This is a genomic window from Photobacterium indicum (genome assembly GCF_003026215.1).
GTDB classification, from domain to species: domain Bacteria; phylum Pseudomonadota; class Gammaproteobacteria; order Enterobacterales; family Vibrionaceae; genus Photobacterium; species Photobacterium indicum.
Genome location: NZ_PYOC01000017.1, coordinates 16,608 through 33,352, shown reverse-complemented (window position 1 = coordinate 33,352; position 16,745 = coordinate 16,608). Strand labels below are relative to the sequence as shown.

Here is a 16,745-nt window from a genome sequence, read left to right as displayed (position 1 = left end):
TCGCTGTTATCTGATTCAGTTAGCGAGTTGTTGCTTATTTAAGTGCTTGAGAAAGGGTTTAGCTTTCATAAACCCCGTCAATCGAGCATTAGGCACTCGGTTTCCCTGACCATCCCAGAAATCGAGAGTCGGTAAGCCTAGTACGTCTAGTTCCTGTAGTAGCTTAATGTCTTGTGGTGAGCTTTTTGTCACATCCGCCTGCAGCAAAACAAACTTGTTTAGCTCGGGCATAACCGAAGCATCATGGAAGGTGTACTTTTCAAACTCTTTACACGCCACACACCAATCTGCGTAAAAATCTAACATCACGGGTTTGCCTTGTGCTTTTGCCGCAGCTAATGCGCTATTAAGCTCGTCGATATTAGCGACACGTTGAAATTCTATGTTATTTGACTCACTTGTTGCTGCTGGTTGTGTGCCAGTAATAGCTTGATACAACGGCTGGGTTGCAATGAATAACCCTAAGATAGCCACAACAGCCAATGTACTGCTACGCCATGATGCCGGCATGGTGGTTTTGATGTGATACAACCAACCAAATGCTGCAATGCCCAATGCAGACCATAAATAAGGCACCCACTGATGCGGTAAAATACGCTCTAGTAAGAAAATAGGCACGGCTAATAAAATAAACCCGAAGAATATTTTTACATGGTTCATCCAGTTGCCAGCTTTAGGTAGCAGCTTATTGCCAAACATTGCAGCAAGAACCAGAGGGATCCCCATACCGATGGCGAGTGCATACAAGGCTACGGCTCCCGTTAGCAAATCGCCACTTTGCGCGACATACATTAGCGCGCCAGATAATGGGGCTGTCGTGCATGGTGAGCAGACTAAGCCAGAAATAGCCCCCATGGCAAATACGCCACCGACACTGCCACCTTGCTGCTTGTTGCTTAGGCCACTTAACCATGTTTGCACACTGCTTGGCAGCTGTAAGGTATAAGCCCCAAACATAGACAGTGCAAGTAATACAAACATGACACTTAATGCAATTAATACATAAGGGTGCTGCAGTGCTGCTTGGAATTGCATGCCAGCAGAAGCAACCACTAACCCTAATAAGGTGTATGTCAGCGCCATGCCTTGCACATAAATAAAGGCCAGTCGAAATGCCCGACCTTGGCTAAGTTTACCGCCCCCTAACACAATACCGGTCAGGATTGGGTACATCGGAAGTACACATGGCGTAAACGCTAAACCGACACCTAAAGCAAGGAACAAGAAGGGGGTCCACCATTGAGCAGCCAGATCGCTAGCCAGTTGATCTTGTTGCGTGGCAGGTGCTGCAGTCGTTGCCGAGTTTGTTGCGGCAAGGCTTGAAGTATTGGTTGGTTGTACTGTTGGTGTTATGGCAGACGTTTGAGCCTGCTGGTCAGTACCTTCACGAGTATCTATGCTATCTGGTGTGTTAGTACTCACTTTTGCTTTTGAGCCGATAACAGCTGATAGCGGTACTTGACGGATTTCTGGCGGGTAGCAAAATCCAGCCTTGGCACAGCCTTGATAACGCACGGTGATTGTCGAGTTATTGGTGGCTTCAAGAATGGGCACTGTCACTGTTAGTGGGTCGGTATAAATATTGACTTGGCCAAAGAACTCATCTTTGTATGGCTTACCAGGAGGGATATCAACCTGACCTAGCTGTGCATTATTGCCGGTAACAGATAATTGATGTTGATACAGGTAGTAACCCGGTTTAACTTGCCAATCAAGGTAAACACGATCACCTTGTTGGCTAAAATTAAACGGAAAGGCTTCATCAACTGTGACAAATTTGCTGGTGCTTTGGGTATCACCGAAGAGCCCTGATAGCGAAAATTCAGCCCGTATCGGCAAGCTAAACACACTAATTAGCAGAGTTCCCAGTATTAAAAAGAGGGAAACGATGCGGGGTATCCCGCGATTTTTGTTCAATCCAATCATGCTTATTTGACTCTTCTACAGGTGATCCCTGATTAGGCTATTATATCCATTAGGAACATATTAATGGCATTAACGTGTCGTTCTCATTAGTACCATTACCGTAACTATACTCTCTAGGACCGCCTTTTAAACATATTGGTTTCATTGTTGGGCAATCAATTTATGTTCCTGCAAGTGCATTTCGCATGAAATCGATAAAACACGTGATATGGTTTGGTACATACCCCAAGCGTTGATACAGCATATAAATGGGACGTGGTGGGGAATACCAGTCATCCATCATGGTGGTGAGAGTGGCTTTTTCTAGGGCGTCTGCTACTACATAGTTAGGTAAACATGCGATACCTAACCCGCTTATTGCTGCTTGTTTTACACTATTTAAATCGGCAATTGCCATACGTACAGGGGAGTTGACCCAGATCGTTTCTGGGTGTGTAACATCAGTTTTATAAGTGAGTGCCCACTCAAATTCTGGCACTGTAGCCAAGCGGGAATGGTGGTTTAATTCATCAGGGTGATGCGGTGTACCATACTGCGAAAGGTAGTTTGATGATGCGACGAGGGTACGTTGTGATTCGCCAATTTTAGCGGCGGCAAAGCTCGAGTTGGGCTGCTGCCCCACCCGAAAAACAACGTCGTATTGCTCTGGGCTGTAATCATGGTGTTGATTCGATAAATGATTAAGCGAAAGTGTGACTTCTGGGTAAAGTGCCAAAAACTGATTGAACAATGGCATGAGTTGATACGTTAGCAAACCAACAGGGGCAGAGATACGCAACGCCCCTCTCGGGTTCGAGCTGCTGGTATCCATTAATTCGCTGGTCGTGGCTTGTAATTCGTCAAGCAATGGCTGGCAGCGTTCAAAGTAATTTTGCCCTAATGGGGTTAAGGCCACATTGCGGCTATCGCGAATAACCAGTTGGCTGCCAAGCGTATCTTCTAGTCGTTGTAATCGACGGCTCAGGGTCGCAGGGGGGATGTCTAACGCATTGGCTGCTGCTCTAAAACTTCCATGCTGGGCTATCGCAATTAGAGCGCGTAGGTCGTCTAGCTTCATACCATTTTTGCATCGCTGCATAACGCTTTTACCTCTATCGCAGGGCTTATCTAATCTACTATTATAAGTGTTCAGGCTTTCCTGTCTTAAGCCTGAACTGTAACAAACTGAGACATATCAAATAAGTTGTTGGGGAATAATAGCTTGTTTGGCTCGAACAAAGACGATGGGAATCCGTGTTTGTTCATGGTCTTCGCCCTAGGATGGGGCGGAGATTTAATTCTTCACTTTACTGCTTTGTGAGCAACCTGCTCAATCTACGTCTTCGAAATCATCATCTGGCACATCTTGCTGTCTTCAATACCTCTTCTACTCAACCTTTGATATCTCTAGCATGTCGTATTATCTCTGTATTTATCTAGCATCGACTGACTATTTATTGTCATTTGATACTAATCAAAATAACTACATGCCCTAATGTATCTATAAAAGAAAAAGGCTACCCGAGGGTAGCCTTAGTTGTATGTGCTTGTTTAGCGATTAAAGAATAATTCCGCCAATCAAGAAGCCTAGCCCTACTGACGTAGAGATAGTTACCACACCTGGAATAAAGAATGGGTGGTTAAATACAAGGTTACCGATACGTGTAGAGCCTGTGTCATCCATCTCAACCGCTGCTAGTAGCGTTGGGTAAGTAGGTAGTACGAACAGCGCACTTACTGCTGCAAAAGATGCGATAGCAGTAAGAGGAGCAACACCGATAGCCAATGCCGCAGGCATTAGAGCTGTAGTTGTTGCACCTTGAGAGTAAAGCAACATAGATGCAAGGAACAAGATAAGTGCTAGCATCCATGGGTAGTCACTAAGTAGTGAACCTGCTACTTCTTTAATGCCATCAACGTGTGAGTTAACGAATGTAGAACCTAACCATGCCACACCTAATACACAGATACATGCTGTCATACCAGAGCGGAATGTAGGTGCTGCTGCAATTTTAGACGCATCGATTTTTGTAAAAGTCACGATAGCTGCAGCTGCTGCTAGCATAACTGTCATGATTGCTTCGTTACGACCAAGCGCTGGGTTCTCAATAAGACCCACAGAGCTTGAGATTGCTGCTGCGTAGCAAACAACAAATGCGATTGCGCCAAGGAAGATGAACGTTGCAGGCTTCGCAGTTGGTAGTATCTCACGCTTACCAGAACCTTTAAGCTTGATAAGACCTTTTGCTAGGCGATCTTGATATATAGGATCATCTTTTAGTTCACAGCCTAGGAAGTTAGCAACGAATGCACCAACCATACATGCGATGAACGTTGTTGGAATACAAATCGCAAGCAGTGTTAGATAACCAATGCCCATTGGTTCAAGCAGACCAGAGAAGAAAACAACAGCCGCTGAAATTGGTGATGCAGTAATCGCAATCTGAGATGCAACAACCGCAATAGAAAGTGGACGTGAAGGACGAATGCCTTGCTCTTTAGCTACTTCAGCAATAACTGGAAGGGTAGAGAATGCAGTGTGTCCTGTACCCGCCATCAGTGTCATAAAATATGTCACGATTGGCGCATAAAAAGTAATGTGCTTAGGATTTTTTCGAAGGAAGTTTTCTGCTAATTCAACTAACCAGTCCATACCACCCGCTACCTGCATTGCTGCAATCGCTGTGATAACTGACATGATAATTAAAATTACATCAACCGGAATAAATGCTTGGCTTGTTGGTACCCCTAAAAATAGCGATAACACAATAACACCAGCACCACCGGCAAGACCGATACCAATACCACCAATTCTTGCGCCTAAATAAATAAACGCGAGAACAACAAATAGTTCTACACCAATCATTAGATTTGTCCTGTCTTTAAGTTAAAAAATAAATAAAAAATATAAATGGGAATTTTGTAGCAAGGAGGCGCGGGTTTCCTTCCTGAAAACCCGCTTTATTATTTAGCGGTTACGTTAGTTATAAATTAGTTATAACGCTTCGCTTTGTATTCTGGGTGCATTAGGTTCTGTACAGAGAAGATGTCGTCTAGTTGCTCTTCAGTTAGAAGACCACGCTCAAGTACAACTTCGCGTACGTTTTTACCTGTTTCAGCACAAATCTTACCAACAATGTCACCTTCGTGGTGGCCAATGAATGGGTTTAGGTAAGTCACGATACCGATTGAGTTAAATACGTAACTTTCACATACTTCTTTGTTCACTGTGATACCAGATACGCACTTATCACGTAGGTTCACACAGGCATTTTTCAGTAGTGAAATAGATTCGAACAATGCTTGACCGATAACCGGTTCCATTACGTTCAACTGAAGCTGACCTGCTTCTGCTGCGAAAGTAATTGTAGTGTCGTTACCAATAACCTTGAAGCAAACTTGGTTAACTACTTCAGGAATTACTGGGTTTACTTTAGCTGGCATGATTGAAGAACCTGCCTGCATTTCTGGTAGGTTTAGTTCGTTCAAACCTGTACGAGGACCAGAAGAAAGTAGACGTAAGTCGTTACAAATCTTAGATAATTTAACCGCAGTACGCTTAAGAGCACCGTGGATCATTACGTATGCGCCACAGTCAGACGTTGCTTCGATTAAATCTTCTGCTGGTGTACATGGTAGACCAGTGATTTCAGCAAGACGCTGAACAGCAAGTTCTTGGTAACCAGTCGCAGCGTTTAAGCCAGTACCGATAGCCGTTGCACCTAAGTTCACTTCAAGTAGAAGGTTTGCTGTGTACTTAAGGTTTTTGATTTCTTCTTTAAGAAGAACTGAGTATGCGTGGAACTCTTGACCAACAGTCATTGGTACAGCATCTTGAAGCTGAGTACGACCCATCTTTAAAACGCCTGCGAATTCTTTATCTTTCGCGTCGAAAGCACCTTTTAGGTAATCAAGTGCTTCAATCATTGTCATGATGCTGTTGTATACAGCAACACGGAAGCCTGTTGGGTACGCACAGTTAGTTGATTGCGATTTGTTTACGTGATCATTAGGGTTAACGACGTCGTATTCGCCTTTATCTTTACCCATCAGTTCAAGAGCAAGGTTAGCAATAACTTCGTTTGCGTTCATGTTCACTGAAGTACCGGCACCGCCTTGGAAAACATCAGATGGGAATTGATCCATGCACTTACCAGTGTCTAGAATTAAATCACATGCTTTGATGATGTAGTTACCAACTTCTGAAGGAATAGCGCCTAGCTCTTTGTTCGCCATTGCAGCTGCTTTCTTAGTGAAAACCATACCGCGAACAAAATCAGGAACGTCAGAAATTGTAGTGCTTGAGATGTTGAAGTTTTCAACAGCGCGAAGTGTGTGGATACCCCAGTAAGCGTCAGCAGGAACGTGACGTTCACCAAGTAAATCTTCTTCAATGCGAGTAGCAACATTTAGAGTTGCTTCATTCTTTTCAAGATCAATCATCTGAGACATAAATATAGCCTTTATGGGGAATCTGCTAATAAAAATTCAAACTTTGAGCCAGTTCTGAATAAGAATCCATTCCGCAGAAGTTTTGGCTAGATGATCGTTCCTGACACCTTATTTGCAGCCGATAATACTCCCCTTTAGTGGTAAAACCATAACCGAGATCACTTTTTTGAAGCACATGAAAACATTTGCACAAGAATGAGATCTGCTTCACAAATGCTGTTAATAATTAGGACCTCGAATAGGGGGGTAAATGAAAGAATATAATCAATTGTGAATGAAGTGTGTATTTACGGTTGGTAACGAATAATGCGGGGTAGCTTCGCGCCTATTTAGTTGAAAAATGCCACAATAGCCCCATAGTTAATGTATAGATTAAATTTAATATCTTTTTGGTAATGCCTCGGTGATGAAGTGTTACCCGTAAGTGATCAACGACCCCTAAGAGGTAAGCTGTGTTTCCTGTATTGCTGTTTTTATTTATTCTTGTCCCTATCGTTGAAATTGGATTGTTTGTCCAAGTGGGTGGTTTCTTTGGCTTATGGCCAACCCTTGCTTTCGTATTGGTAACAGCAGTTGTGGGGGCGTCATTAGTTCGCAGCCAAGGTATTGCGACCTTGATGTCTGTTCAAAGCCGATTACAACAAGGTGAAATACCGGCTCAACAAATTGTTGAAGGTGTTATGTTGGCTGTTGCCGGTGTATTGCTATTAACCCCAGGCTTTATGACCGATGCATTGGGGATGATAGTGTTATTACCTGCTCCCCGCGCCATGCTGGCGAAGCAATTAATGAGCCGAGTAAAAGTAAACGGCATGGGTTCTGGTTTCTCGGCAGGGTTTGGCGGCGGTCAGGGGTTTGACAACCAAAGCCCATTTGGTCAGCAAGGTCCATTCGATGGTGCCGATCCTTTTGAGCAAAAGCGTAGTCAAGAGACGCGTAATACTGACAATCGAGACGGTGATGTGTTTGATGGTGAGTTTGAACGTAAAGACGATAAAAATAACGACCAGAATAATCGTTTGAATTAGTTTATCGAATACAAGCGCTGAACAGCGTATGACTCGACGCAATAAAAAAGCAGCCATTGGCTGCTTTTTTTGTTCATGCTATTCACATTTTTTAAGCGAGAATGCGTTGTTTTTGTATCGTGATATGTTTAAAAACCTGCTTGTTTACGCATGCGAATAGCATATAGATAAGCACAAATACCACTGGCGATATTGGCAACGGTAATACCAATAAATAATCCTTCAGTGCCATTAAGCTGGCTGCCTAACCATGCTGCGGGTAATAAAAAGCCGAATAAACGTAATAAATTCCACACTAGGGCATGCATTGATTTATGCATTGCATTTAAAGCACTAATTAATAACATACATACTGCTTGAAGCCCGTAGCTGATAGGTACCACTATCAAGTAATGCCACAATTGCTCTTGCACAGCGACATCTTGGCTGAATAAGGCTGATAACGGCCAACTGAGCGGAACCATCATCACGAAGATTAACAACTGGAAAATAATGGCAAACCGCATGGCGATGAACAGGGCTTTAAATGCCCGCTCTGGTTTATCGGCCCCTAAGTTTTGCGCCATAAAGGGCATTAACGCAGAGCCTAGCGCCATCATGGTAATGACCAGTAACGACTCAATGCGCATAGCGGCACCATAAGCCGCCACAGATGTTGTGCCTTGCGTGGCAAGTAACCACATAAGTAATGCACCAGATAGCGGATTTAACGCATTTGATAGCCCAGCAGGCATACCAATTTGCATTACCTTTTTCCAATCATTCAGCAGTAATGTAGGTTTCGGTTTTGCCAGCAGTTTCTCTCGGTAAATTAAAATAAACAGCGAATAAAACAGGGCGAATGCCCAGCTTATGCCACTGGCAATCGCAGCGCCTTTTACTCCTAATTCAGGAAACGGTCCGTAGCCAAAGATCAATAAAGGATCGAGCACACCATTGATCAAACCTGCCAACATCATGATCTTTGCAGGCGTTTTAGTATCACCCGTCGCACGAATCGCACTATTTCCTGCCATCGGAATAACCAGCAATGGGATCGCTAAATACCAAATACTCATGTATTCACTGATCACTGGTAATAAATCGGGACTTGCGCCAATCAGTGAAAACAAAGGTTCAATCGTGATGATACCTAGACTCGATGCTGCAATAACCAGTATAACGGCTAATAAAATACCATGGCTGGCGAAGCGTGCTGCTGAATGTCCAGCCCCTTGACCTAATAAGCGACCAATATTGGTCGAGATACCAACACTGACTCCCATCGTGATGCAATTTACAGCAAAGGTAACAGGAAAAGTGAAGCTGACAGCAGCCAGTGCATCAGTGCCTAATAATGAGATGAAAAAAGTATCAACTAAGTTGAACATTAAGATTGCGACCATACCAAATGCCATAGGTACAGCAAGGCGACGCAATACATCTGCGATAGGATCAGATAGCAGCCCGTGTTTGTCGGGGCGTTGATTTACGGTCTTTGGTATTACCGGCAGGGACCTTTTTTCTTTTAACATAATGGTCTCGAATTTGATTCGCTCGATTACCCTAAAGCAAAGAGTGTGATCGGGCAAAAATTCTCGGGGTTATTTTCGTAATATTTAGCGCTTAGGGCTTGGGATCCTAAAAAATGACCCAACATGTGTACTTAACAGAACAAGTAAGTGACCTCTAGTGTGCTACTTGTTTATATCCCATGGATCTTACCCAATCAGGAGAGACGACCAATGAACATTCGTCCTTTACATGACCGAGTTATCGTTGAACGCCAAGAAGTTGAATCTAAGTCTGCTGGTGGCATTGTGCTAACTGGTTCTGCTGCCGAAAAATCAACACGTGGTGTTGTACTAGCTGTAGGCAAAGGCCGCATTCTAGAAAATGGCACAGTTCAAGAGTTGGATGTTAAAGTTGGTGATACTGTTATCTTTGCTGAAGGCTACGGCACTAAGTCAGAAAAGATTGATGGTAAAGAAGTCCTGATCATGTCTGAAAATGACATCATGGCAATCGTTGAATAATCCGTTCACTTTAAATAAATAATTAAGAAAGGAATAGAGACATGGCTGCTAAAGACGTTAAATTTGGCAATGACGCTCGAATTAAAATGCTAGAAGGTGTAAACGTTCTGGCTGACGCTGTAAAAGTAACATTAGGTCCTAAAGGCCGTAACGTTGTTCTAGATAAATCATTTGGCGCACCAACAATCACAAAAGATGGTGTTTCTGTTGCACGTGAAATTGAACTTGAAGACAAGTTCCAAAACATGGGCGCACAAATGGTAAAAGAAGTGGCTTCGCAAGCGAATGACGCGGCGGGCGACGGAACAACAACAGCAACAGTATTGGCACAGTCAATCATTACTGAAGGCCTAAAAGCCGTTGCTGCCGGCATGAACCCAATGGATCTTAAACGTGGTATCGACAAAGCGGTTGTTGCTGCTGTTGAAGCATTAAAAGAACTGTCTGTACCGTGTGAAGATACAAAAGCTATCGCACAGGTAGGTACTATTTCTGCAAATGCTGATGCAACTGTGGGTAACCTAATTGCAGAAGCAATGGAAAAAGTAGGCCGCGACGGTGTTATCACTGTTGAAGAAGGTCAAGCATTGCATGACGAGCTTGATGTCGTTGAAGGTATGCAGTTCGACCGCGGTTACCTTTCTCCTTACTTCATCAACAACCAAGAAGCGGGTTCTGTTGATCTAGAAAGCCCATTCATTCTACTTGTAGACAAGAAAGTATCGAACATTCGTGAACTACTTCCTGCTCTAGAAGGCGTAGCGAAAGCCTCTCGTCCATTGCTTATCGTTGCGGAAGACGTTGAAGGTGAAGCATTAGCAACACTTGTTGTGAACAACATGCGTGGTATCGTAAAAGTTGCTGCTGTTAAAGCACCAGGTTTTGGTGACCGTCGTAAGTCAATGCTACAAGACATTGCTGTACTAACGGCTGGTACTGTTATTTCTGAAGAAATCGGTCTAGAGCTAGAAAAAGTACAACTTGAAGATCTTGGTCAAGCTAAGCGCATTACTATCACCAAAGAAAACACAACTATCATCGATGGTGCTGGTGAAGAAACAATGATTCAGGGACGTGTTGCTCAAATTCGTCAACAAATCGAAGACGCAACATCTGACTATGATAAAGAAAAACTTCAAGAGCGTGTTGCGAAACTAGCTGGCGGCGTTGCTGTAATTAAAGTTGGCGCGGCAACTGAAGTTGAAATGAAAGAGAAGAAAGACCGCGTTGAAGATGCACTACACGCAACGCGTGCTGCTGTAGAAGAAGGCGTAGTTGCTGGTGGTGGTGTTGCACTAATCCGCGCAGCATCACAAGTTGCTGAGTCTGGTCTTGTTGGTGACAACGAAGAGCAGAACGTAGGTATTCGCGTAGCACTTCGTGCGATGGAATCTCCTATCCGTCAAATCACTAAGAATGCGGGTGACGAAGAATCTGTTGTTGCTAACAATGTTCGTGCTGGCGAAGGTAACTATGGTTACAACGCTGCAACTGGCGAATACGGCGACATGATTGAAATGGGTATTCTTGACCCAACTAAAGTAACGCGTTCAGCACTTCAGTTCGCAGCTTCTGTTGCTGGCCTGATGATTACTACTGAAGCTATGATTACAGATATGCCAGCTAAAGATGCTCCTGCAATGCCTGATATGGGCGGCATGGGTGGTATGGGTGGCATGGGCGGTATGATGTAATCATCATTCTGTCGTTATTAACAACATGGTGTTGATCATTGTGCTGTAAATAACCACTGATAAAAAAGAACCCGTCTTATGGCGGGTTTTTTTGTACCTGTTACATGGCATTTTGTGTTTATTCGATGCAGCCATTCATGAAAGTACCTTCCATAACGTCAGTATTGATTCGCCAATAGCCGTATATCCCCGCAACTATACCAATCATGATAAGTATCAATATTTGATGTCAGTCTTTACCAACAAGCTAGCACAAGGTTTTAATCGTGGTAGATAGAATGATTAAAACCATAAATCTACTGGCTAGCTTACTGATTAAATTCCTTTAAAAGCTGCACAATAATAAATTTACATACAAAACAATGGCTTACATCTGACTCTTGGATTGAAATACTCACGTATTAATCGTGGTCACCTTTTTGCTGATTTTTAGCTTTAATCCTGTACGTTGTTTTGTTTATAAAAAGCATACTGCTGTTTTATTCCTATTTAAGGATGAAAAATGCCATCACCCTTCACTTGGAAAAAAGCCCCAAAAGCAGTACATGTTTTTACTTGTTTAAAATCAGCCTGTTACGTGCTTTATTTTGTACTTTAAACCACTTGTTATTTTTGTTCATGTTTTAGCTGTTTATGTGACATTTCGCTGTACCTCTTTTGGCTTTAAGAATGTCAGGATGTTTTTAAATCAAAATAACCATGTGCAGTTCACTTTGAAATTAGCAAAAAAAGCTGTACGCAAAATAAATGAGTTGGATATCAACTGCTTACGATGTTTTTCATGCTTTATATTACCGGTGTTATTTGTGGGCATCTTTTTGCTGTTCTATGTGGTAAAAGATGCACGCGCGTGTGATTAACATCATACTCGGTCTGTAATTAGGCAAGAAATCGCGTAGGAAAAATTATTTTGGACTGGCATAAATAACAGAGAAACAAGGCATGAAGAATTAAGAGGAACACTTTAGAAGGAGGATTACGGTATATAAAAAAGAAAAGCAGCCAGTAACCGCTGCTTTTAATTAGATCGAATAGTAAGGCACTCGTCGATAAGTGTGAGGCTAACTTTTACTGGTGCTGTAAGTGGCGGCGATTTTTCTTGGCGGCATTTTTTTCGATATATTCGATAATCATACCGGCGATATCTTTTTCTGTTGCTGCTTCAATACCTTCAAGACCAGGTGATGAGTTAACTTCCATAATTAGTGGGCCGCGTTCAGAACGAAGTAAATCGACCCCTGCAACGCTTAATCCCATTGCTTTTGCAGCTGCGACTGCTGTTTTGCGTTCTTCTGGTGTAATACGGACTAAAGATGCGCTACCACCACGGTGTAAATTTGAACGGAACTCACCGTCAGCTGCTTGGCGTTTCATGGCTGCAATGACTTTATCGCCAATCACGAAACAGCGAATATCAGCACCGCCAGCTTCTTTAATGTATTCCTGTACCATGATGTTGGCTTTCAGGCCCATGAAAGCTTCAATAACACTTTCTGCAGCCGTTTGGGTTTCAGCCAATACCACGCCAATACCTTGAGTGCCTTCTAATAATTTAATGACCAGTGGCGCACCACCGACCATTTTAATTAAATCGGGCACATCGTCTGGTTTGCTGGCAAAGCCAGTGATTGGCATGCCTACACCTTTACGGCTTAATAATTGTAAAGAGCGTAGCTTGTCTCGAGATCGTGAAATAGCAATTGACTGATTTACCGAGAACACATCCATCATTTCAAATTGACGTAATACTGAACAGCCATAAAATGTTATGTCTGCACCAATACGTGGAATGATGGCGTCAAAACCAGTTAAATCATTACCTTCAAAATGAATAGAAGGCTGTACCGAGTTGATATTCATATAACAACGCAGGGCATTAATGATAACCGCTTCATGACCACGAGCTTCACATGCTTCACGTAAACGGCGGGTTGAGTATAGGGTTTCGTTCTGGGACAGAATGCCAATTTTCATTGCGTTTCTCGCGACTTATAAAGGGTGATATGGGATCAGTGTGGGAAGTTTGGCGAACTTCAATTTGTCGAATAAGGACAATACTGAATAAGCGGCGACTATGCTCTTAAATGTAAAAAAAATCGAGATATGTGACGATGATATTTTTTTATCGAGTTAATCAAAAGCATTGATTAATGCCATTTCATAAAGCAAAAAAGCTTTTGGGTTATCATGTTCAAAAAGCTGTACAAGCTGTACACCCTACCAATAACAATGAGTTACAGGTCATTATTTTTGGTTGTGATATTATTTTTGATTTGGTTCGGCTTTTTGGTGTTTTATGGCTTGAATGGTGTACTTCAATAAAAAGAAGAATTGCAAAGGAAAGGAATAACATGGATGAGTGTAGGTACTGGTGGCAATAATACCTCTTGATTAAGCCGGATAGCATTCACGAGTTTGAGTCTTTTCATTGTTTTGGTTCGTTCATCATTAATCTCATTGGCATGATTAATATACGTGGCTCTTGCTTTGTTGCTTTGAAGGAGGCAAATGGTAAGGGCCAGCATGTTGCTGGCCTTGACGTTATGTGAGCCAGAAATTAACGGTAGATACGTGGGTTGGTTGCACCCCAAACAGTGTAATGTTCTGGCAGAATACGATTACTTTTTTCTTCGGTCTCTTCGCCAGTGATTTCTTCAAAGCCTTGACGGCCAAAAATAACCACTTCCTCGTTGGTCTGTACGTCGATGATGTCTGTGACATCGACCATGGTGGTGTTCATTGATACCATGCCCATCACGCGAGCACGCTGGCCGTTGATCAGTACCTCTGCCTTGTTACCCAGAGAGCGGGCAAAGCCGTCTGAGTAGCCGATAGGAAGGTTTGCCAGTACAGAATCGCGATCTAGTACTGCGGTACTGCCGTAGCCGATGGTGCTGCCTGCTGGGAAGTGGTGCAGTGACGCAACATGTGTTTTGAATGAAACGATGCGCTGGTATGGTGCTGTTGCTGGGTAATCGCCGTAAAGCATGCCGCCTGGGCGAACCATGTCTAGGTGAGCTTCAGGTAAGTTCAGCGTAATGTAAGAGTTGGCAACATGTAGGGTGACGTCCTTACGCTTTAGATCGGCGCTGTCCATCAGCCATTTCGTTTCTACCTTGAAGCGCTTTACCTTGCGCTTGATTTCGTCAAGGCCTTCGTTCGGGAAGTGGGTCATCATGCCTACGATTTCCAGATTGGGATTGCCAGCGATTTCGACACCTTCTACCTGACCTTCATAAGTTGTCAGATCTAGGCCGTTACGCCCCATACCTGAGGTATTCAGTGCTAGGTGAACCGGAATAGTTGTGCCATTTTCTCGGGCGATTTCGATGATTTGATCGGCTTGTGCCTTGGTACCGATTAATTCTTCCATCTGGTATTGCAGGCCGCCTTCAATTTCATTTTTGCTCGCGGCACGTACTCGCATGATTTTGCCTATGAAACCGTGCTTACGTACTACACGAGCTTCTTCGTTGCTGGTGATCCCAACACATGGCACTTGGTTGGCGATGATGGATGGCATTAGGCCTGCGATACCATTACCGTAAGCGTCGGCTTTCATGATCGCGCAGATTTTTGTATCGGCTTTTAGCTGTTTTTGAAGTAACTGAATGTTGCCAGAAAATGCTTGGGTATCGATTTCCAGCCATGCATTGCTTGACTGAACGCGCTCTTCGCGCTCGTTATTATCGAAATCGACCAGCAGAGGGGCGGCATTGGCGGTAGTTTGACCCATTAGGGCAAGAGCAACCAGGCTAAGTTTCAGTTTCAAAATGTATTTCCTTTTATATATATGATGTAAAAAATGGGGTGAAGTTACAGCGTGAATAAACGCACAACATCACGAAGCGCAGTGGCTCTGCGCTTGAGCTCTTCTACCCCTTGTTGTGCATCTTGTGTTGATAAGCGGTTTTCATTGGCGCTGCTGCTGAGTGTGGCAACATTGGATGATAAGTGTTCAGCGGCAAAAGCTTGCTCTTTTACTGACTCGGCAATTTCTTCCATGCCTTCGGTTACTGAGGTAATTTCAGTTCTAAAGCCATTAAGTGATTGATTTGCTTCATCGGCATATTGAACGCAACTATCAACTTGACCGACTGCTAGTTGCATTGTGTCGGTCGCGCCACTCGTATCGGTTTGAATAGTATTGATCATCGACCCTATTTCGATCGTTGCCTTGGCGGTTCGTTCTGACAATTGGCGGACTTCGTCGGCCACTACTGCAAACCCACGGCCTTGCTCTCCGGCTCGTGCCGCTTCGATAGCGGCATTGAGCGCCAGTAGGTTAGTCTGGTCGGCAATATCTTTGATCACCTCAACAATGGAGTTGATATCATTGGCGCGGCTGTCAAGCTGATGGAGTCTTTCGGCAACAGTGTTGGTTTCCTGTTGGACATTTTGCATACCAGTGACGGCATGATTGATCGCACCGACCGTGTCTTGGGTATGCAGTTCAAAGTGGGTCATTTTTTGATTGGCACCGTTGACCACTTCCGAAATGCTTTGTGAACTGGTCGCCAACTCTTCGATTGCCGCTGCACTGTTGCCAACGTTTTCTGCCTGTTCGATTGAGCGCTTTGTGACGGCCTGAATGAGGTGATCAAGTTGGGTGGTGATCGCAGCAACGCTTTCGGTGCTTTGGCTAACCTCCATTAGGCGCTGGCGTAATGCTGCCATAAAGGTATTGAACGAGTGCGACATTGCCCCGATTTCATCCTTACTGCTCACTGGCACTTGTTGTGTGAGGTTCCAGTCGCCATTAGCAATGTTGAGCAGTACGGCATTTAGCGTATTGATTGGTGCAACAAGCTGATTGGCGATCAGGCGGGCAGCCACTAGTGCTAGTGCCAAAACGATCATTGCGGTGATACACACTTTCTTGAGTTCGCGGTTTATCATGGCATCAACTTCGCTCAGCGAGATATCGACCCCTATCACATAGGTTTCTCCTTGATGGTTACGAAACGGGACGAAAATTGAGCGGTATCGGCCGTATTCACCTTGGTACTCTTCAAATTGGATTTGTTGAGTCAGGAATGCTTTGCGAAGCATTTTCGGAACCATTTTGTATTCTTCTTGGTACCAGTTTTTATAGTGGCCAGAACGTGCTTCTTCTTTTGTTTGATTGATATAGGTGTAATATATCCGACCGTTTCTCATCACGGTGGAATAGACCCAATCCAGCTCTGAGGCTTGGGTGAAGCTGGTCAAATTCTGGGAAATTTTGTCGTAATCGTTGTTGGCTTTGTTTTGGTGATCATGGCGTTCATCACCGATAATTTTTTGGGTGGCATTGGCTGCTGTTGTTAGTTCCGTATTCAGGCTGTTAAGTGTTCTGCTTTGTAAAGCTTGGTAGGAAAAGGTAGATAGCACCAAAATGATTATGAGTGAGAGAACAGCAAAGCATGCTGATAATTTCATTTTAAGATTCATATTATTTCTTCTTATTTGTGATTTTGGTTCCATTATTGCGTTGCAAATGAAATGAGCGACATAAAAACATGGCACTTAAATAAATGAATGCTATTCGCTGTTTTTCTTATGAATTTACTGAAAAAGGGATGATTGCGGAGAAATGCAGAGGGGGATTGTGTCGATGGTGACACAATCCCCGGCATAATAAGGTGTGAAAGATGCGAGAGAGTGAGCAG

Annotated in this window: 12 protein-coding genes; 4 read left to right on the top strand and 8 right to left on the bottom strand. The window is 43.6% G+C overall.

The features are described from left to right. Positions 1–15: 15 nt before the first annotated feature. From C9J47_RS24985 to aspA, 4 genes are all read right to left on the bottom strand, one after another. Positions 16–1,926 (bottom strand): protein-disulfide reductase DsbD, encoded by a 1,911-nt coding sequence (locus C9J47_RS24985; protein WP_107256514.1) that lies wholly within the window; start codon positions 1,924–1,926, stop codon positions 16–18. Positions 1,927–2,086: 160 nt separating this feature from the next. Next, a complete protein-coding gene (locus tag C9J47_RS24980) occupies positions 2,087–3,004 on the bottom strand; it encodes a LysR family transcriptional regulator (protein ID WP_107256512.1) in 918 nt (305 codons plus the stop codon). A gap of 459 nt (positions 3,005–3,463) precedes the next feature. Continuing rightward, entirely contained in the window at positions 3,464–4,771 is a 1,308-nt protein-coding gene (locus C9J47_RS24975; protein WP_107256510.1) for an anaerobic C4-dicarboxylate transporter, read from the bottom strand. Between the two features lie 125 nt (positions 4,772–4,896). Beyond that, entirely contained in the window at positions 4,897–6,357 is a 1,461-nt protein-coding gene (gene aspA, locus C9J47_RS24970; RefSeq protein WP_107256508.1) for an aspartate ammonia-lyase, read from the bottom strand. A gap of 452 nt (positions 6,358–6,809) precedes the next feature. On the opposite strand from aspA, the gene C9J47_RS24965 reads away from it, so the two are divergent. Then, positions 6,810–7,385 carry an FxsA family protein gene (locus tag C9J47_RS24965; protein WP_107256506.1) on the top strand — a complete coding sequence of 192 codons (576 nt, stop codon included), beginning with the start codon at positions 6,810–6,812 and terminating at the stop codon, positions 7,383–7,385. 128 nt (positions 7,386–7,513) lie between these two features. Here the strand turns inward: C9J47_RS24965 and C9J47_RS24960 are convergent, their stop codons facing one another. Continuing rightward, on the bottom strand, positions 7,514–8,899 hold the full coding sequence (locus C9J47_RS24960) for an MATE family efflux transporter (protein WP_107256504.1): 1,386 nt from the start codon (positions 8,897–8,899) through the stop codon (positions 7,514–7,516). 210 nt (positions 8,900–9,109) lie between these two features. On the opposite strand from C9J47_RS24960, the gene C9J47_RS24955 reads away from it, so the two are divergent. Together C9J47_RS24955 and groL are read left to right on the top strand one after the other, a co-directional pair. After that, positions 9,110–9,400, top strand: a complete 291-nt coding sequence (locus C9J47_RS24955) for a co-chaperone GroES (RefSeq protein ID WP_006233714.1) — start codon at positions 9,110–9,112, stop codon at positions 9,398–9,400. A 41-nt stretch (positions 9,401–9,441) separates the two neighbouring features. Further along, positions 9,442–11,094, top strand: coding sequence for a chaperonin GroEL (groL, locus tag C9J47_RS24950; protein WP_107256502.1), 1,653 nt, complete (start codon positions 9,442–9,444; stop codon positions 11,092–11,094). A gap of 1,068 nt (positions 11,095–12,162) precedes the next feature. Here the strand turns inward: groL and rimK are convergent. Further along, positions 12,163–13,068, bottom strand: a complete 906-nt coding sequence (gene rimK / locus C9J47_RS24940; RefSeq protein ID WP_107256498.1) for a 30S ribosomal protein S6--L-glutamate ligase — start codon at positions 13,066–13,068, stop codon at positions 12,163–12,165. Positions 13,069–13,244: 176 nt separating this feature from the next. Here rimK and C9J47_RS27190 point away from each other — a divergent pair, with 176 nt between their 5' ends. Further along, positions 13,245–13,475, top strand: coding sequence for a hypothetical protein (locus tag C9J47_RS27190; protein ID WP_170107578.1), 231 nt, complete (start codon positions 13,245–13,247; stop codon positions 13,473–13,475). A 176-nt stretch (positions 13,476–13,651) separates the two neighbouring features. Here C9J47_RS27190 and alr read toward each other — a convergent pair whose 3' ends face one another. Both alr and C9J47_RS24925 read right to left on the bottom strand, forming a co-directional pair. Further along, positions 13,652–14,866 (bottom strand): alanine racemase, encoded by a 1,215-nt coding sequence (gene alr, locus C9J47_RS24930; RefSeq protein WP_107256496.1) that lies wholly within the window; start codon positions 14,864–14,866, stop codon positions 13,652–13,654. Positions 14,867–14,910: 44 nt separating this feature from the next. Next, positions 14,911–16,254, bottom strand: a complete 1,344-nt coding sequence (locus C9J47_RS24925) for a methyl-accepting chemotaxis protein (RefSeq protein WP_245903627.1) — start codon at positions 16,252–16,254, stop codon at positions 14,911–14,913. Between the last annotated feature and the right edge of the window lie 491 nt (positions 16,255–16,745).